This window comes from Saccharomonospora sp. (assembly GCF_027317685.1).
Taxonomy (GTDB): domain Bacteria; phylum Actinomycetota; class Actinomycetes; order Mycobacteriales; family Pseudonocardiaceae; genus Saccharomonospora.
On the sequence record NZ_DAHVQP010000100.1, the window covers coordinates 1 to 4,552 of the forward strand.

Consider the following 4,552-nt stretch of genomic DNA (forward strand, 5'->3'; position numbering starts at 1 on the left):
CTCCGCGACACCCTCCTGCCCAAGCTGATGTCCGGCGAGCTTCGTGTGCGGGATGCCGAGAAGATGGTGGAGGACGCGACGTGATCCGCGACTATTCCGAGGCCGAGTGGGAGCACTTAGCGCTCGACACGCTCGGTGAGCTCGCCTGGCATACGACCGAAGGTAAGCGGATCGCGCCGGGGTCGGGGGAGCGGGAGTCGTGGCAGGACCTCGTACTGCGGGGTCGCTTGCGTGACGCCATTGCCCGGCTGAACCCGGAGCTGCCCGAAGCGCAGGTCGACGAAGTACTGAACCAGGTCACCACCCCCACCTCGCGCGACGCGCTGGCGGAGAACCATCGCGTCCACGGCTACCTCACCAAGGGCCTGCGCAGCATCGTCTACACCGATGCCTACGGCGCGGAACACAACCCGACCGTCCGACTGCTCGGCGACGACCCGGCCGACAACGACTGGTTGGCCGTCAACCAGGTCACCGTGGTCGAAGGCGAGGCCAAACGGCGCTTCGACGTGGTGCTCTACGTCAACGGCATGCCGCTCGGCCTGATCGAACTGAAGCGCGCCGGTGACGAACACGCCGACCTCCGCGGCGCACACGCGCAGCTTCAAACCTACGTGCGCGAACTGCCGATGGCGTTCCGGTTCAACATGGTGTGCGTCGTCTCCGACGGCATCACCGCCCGCTACGGCACCGCCTTCACCGGATTCGAGCACTACGCGCCGTGGAACGTCGACGACGAAGGCAAACCCACCACCGACGACTACGCGCTCAACCTCGTGCTGCACGGGCTGTTCAACCAGCCACGCATGCTCGATTTGCTGCACGGCCACGTCGCCTTCGCGCAGACACCGGGTGGGTTGGTCAAGCGGATCGCCAAGGCCCACCAGTACTTCGCGGTCACCAAGGCCGTCGACAAGACCGTCGAAGCCGTGCGCGGCCACGGCCTGGCCGGCGTCGTCTGGCATACCCAAGGCTCCGGCAAATCCATGGAGATGGAGCTGTACGCCCACCAGCTCCAGCGACACCCCGCGCTCGGCAACCCGACGATCATCGTTATCACCGACCGCACCGACCTCGACGACCAGCTCTACGGCACCTTTCAGGCCAGCGAACTTCTCAACGAAAAACCCCTCCAAGTGGGGAGCCGGGAAGAACTGCGCGCCGAACTGTCCAACCGCAACACCGGCGGCATCATCTTCACCACGCTGCAGAAGTTCGGCAGGACCAAGGACGAACGGGAATCGGGGCGAACACACCCGCTGCTGTCCGATCGGCGCAACATCATCGTGATCGTCGACGAGGCCCACCGTAGCCACTACGACAGCCTCGACGGCTACGCCCGCCACCTGCGCGACGCCCTGCCCCACGCCACGCTCATCGCGTTCACCGGCACTCCCATCTCGGAAGCCGACCGCGACACCCGCAAGGTGTTCGGCCCCTACATCGACATCTACGACCTCACCCGCGCCGTCGAGGACGGTGCCACCGTCCCGGTGTTCTACGAGAGCCGACTGATCCCGGTCAAGCTCCCCGACGACATCGACCCGGAGCTCATCGACGAACGCGCCGACGAGGCCACCGCCGGACTCGATGACGCGGAAAAGGCCCGTATCCGGCAGGCCGTCACCGCGATGAACACCGTCTACGGCGCCCCCGACCGAGTACGCAAACTCGCCGCCGACGTGGTCGAACACTGGGAAACCCGGCGGGAGCAGATGCGCAAGTTCCTCGGCGGCCCCGGCAAAGCCATGATCGTCTGCGCCACTCGGGAGATCTGCGCCAACCTCTACGACGAGATCGTCAAGCTGCGGCCGGAATGGGCCAGCGACGACCTCGACAAGGGCACGCTCAAGGTCGTCTACACCGGCACACCCAAAGACCCCGACCCGATCCGCAAGCACGTCCGGCGGCCGTCGGAGAACAAGGCGATCCAGCAGCGGATGAAAGATCCCGACGACGAGCTGGAGATCACCATCGTCCAGTCGATGTGGCTCACCGGCTTCGACTCGCCCCCGCTGCACACCCTCTACCTCGACCGACCCATGCGGGGCGCGCAGCTCATGCAGACCCTCGCTCGGGTCAACCGCACCTTCCGGGACAAGCAGGACGGTCTGCTCGTCGGATATGCGCCGCTGACCGACAACCTGTACAAGGCGCTGGCCGAATACACCACGCGTGACCAGGAAACCAAGCCGATGGGCCGTGACCTGGAACGGGCGCTGGACGAGGTCAAGAACCTGCACGACGTCATCGGCAACGTGATCCTCGCCGGCTACGACTGGCGCGCCAAACTCGCCGTCAAAGGCGAGAAGAGCTTCCTGCACGCGGTTATGGGGGCCATCGAGTTCCTGCGCAATCCTGCCACCCCCGGTAACCAGGTCGAGGACGGCGAGCCACCGCTGGACGAGCGGTTCCGTAAGGCGTCGGCCAAGCTAGCGCGGTTCTACGCGCTGTGCGCCAGCACCGGCGCGATGAACCCGTACCGCGACGACATCGCCTACTTCGAAGCCGTCCGAGTGTGGATGGCCAAGTGGGACGCCGAGGAACGTGCGGCTCGGGGACTGCCCGTGCCCGCCGACGTCGAACTCGTGCTGCGGCAGCTCACCGCCGGAGCCATCGAAGCCGGTGGCGTCACCGACCTGTACGAGGCGGCGGGGATTCCACGGCCCGACCTGTCGCACCTTGACGAGGCGTTCCTGAAGAAGATGCAGGAAGCCCGCAACCCGCACCTGGCGATCGAGGCGCTGCGGCGGCTGATCGACCAGGAGATGCGCAAGGTCACCAAACACAACATCGTCCGCCAGCAGAGTTTCGCCGACCGACTGCTGGAACTGATGCGCAAATACACCAACCAGAACCTGTCGGCGGCCGAGGTCATCGCCGAGATGGTGCGCATGGCCAAGGAGGTCTCCGCCGATGCCCGGCGAGGTCAGCAGTTCGATCCGCCCTTAAGCGAGGACGAGCTCGCCTTCTATGATGCCGTCGCACAGAACGAGTCCGCGGTAACGGAGATGGGCGACGGAAAGCTCGCCGACATCGCGCGGGACCTGGTGAAAGCACTCCGTCGCAACGTCACCATCGACTGGGTCTCTCGGGACGACGTGCGAGCGAAACTGCGCAGCACGATCAAGCGGCTGCTGGCGATCCATGAGTACCCGCCGGACGCACAACCCGAAGCCATCCAGCTCGTGCTCAAGCAGATGGAAACCTTCGCCGAGGAATGGAGTCCACGCCAGGACGATCGCTGAAGTGTCACACGCGCCTGGTGAGATCAGGTAAGGGGCGGGATCGGTGATGGTACGCGGAAACCGGGTTGCTTGTCGCCTTGTGCTCTAAGTTCACCACCGCCGAAGAGGAAGACTTGAACCGGAACGGCGGCCACGGAATCAATGCAATGCCCGAAGGAATGGCGAATGACAACCGATGATCCGCAAGGCTTGATCAAGATGATGGATGACTGTCTGAGACGTTCGTTCGGCATCGACCCGGAGCGGGATCACGATGAGGTATGTGCTCTGGCGACCACCGGTTATGTCGTGTCTTGCTGGCGAAACACGGTGGTTGAGGACATACACAGTGGCGGGTTTGTACCTACCGCGCGGCGTGGGTCATACGCCCGAGACGGAATTCCGGACCGGGACATGCTGAGGCTCAACGTGGCGACTTGGCGTCAGATCAGACCGCACGTACACCCTGAGGGAATCGATGTCATCGCTGTCCGCGCTCTCTTGCGGGACAAGCACCGGCCGATAGTGCTGGGTTCCAACACCTTCACCTGTGGCGAGCTGTTCGCGGGAACGTGGACCAAGCTGGTATGGCACCTCAATGAGGGCGCGTGGCTTCCGCTACACCTCAAAGACCGCTTTGGTGGCGATGAGGCCGCGACCATGAGGTATTACGCGGTGTGCGGAGGCTCCTATGCCTCGGATTGGTTCGGTAACCCTTGGTGGGAATCGGCGATCACAGCGTCGGCCCGCCAGAACCCGCCACCGCGCGCCGACGACCTTGAACTCGCCCTACACGCACCGAACCAACTCGATGACGACGCGATCGGATGGTTGGTGAGCGCGAAGCGCAGCCCTCTTTTCAACGAGGCCATTCATGCTTGGAAGGCGGGCCGGGGTGTGGACGCGACTGATCTTGCACCTGGTCTGTGGTTCCCATCGGGAGTACCGGAGCTTCCAGAGCGCCTTCGATAGAACGACCATCATGGTGTCCCGGGAAGCGATAACGATGCGAGAAGATCGTCGATCAGAAAGGCACCGTTCGACATTCTTGCGTTCGTCAACCGTGGTCCTGGCCTCGGTGGCAGGACCAGTTTACGTAAGCTCGTCCGAGGCCCGGACCATATTCTAGACCTTCTGGCGTCTCAACTCATGCGGACAAACAGCATCGTACGGTGTCATCCCAGCTATCGGCGGTCGCGTGCGCGCACGATCCGCATGCCGTGCCGAACCGTGTGACGGTCGGTCATGGTCACGCTGTGCCAGCCTGCGGGGACGGCGGCGGCGAGCAGGCGGCGGCGGAACCGGGCCGCATTGCGCACGTGCCG

General features: G+C 64.3%; 2 protein-coding genes. Both read left to right on the forward strand.

Annotation, left to right across the window (positions count from 1 at the left end; all coding sequences use genetic code 11):
* The first annotated feature begins 80 nt into the window (after positions 1-80).
* Complete coding sequence (locus M7H19_RS11655; protein WP_298180737.1) at positions 81-3,248, forward strand: type I restriction endonuclease subunit R; 3,168 nt, start codon at positions 81-83, stop codon at positions 3,246-3,248.
* Positions 3,249-3,413: 165 nt separating this feature from the next.
* A complete protein-coding gene (locus tag M7H19_RS11660) occupies positions 3,414-4,199 on the forward strand; it encodes a hypothetical protein (protein WP_298180740.1) in 786 nt (261 codons plus the stop codon).
* Positions 4,200-4,552 lie beyond the last annotated feature (353 nt).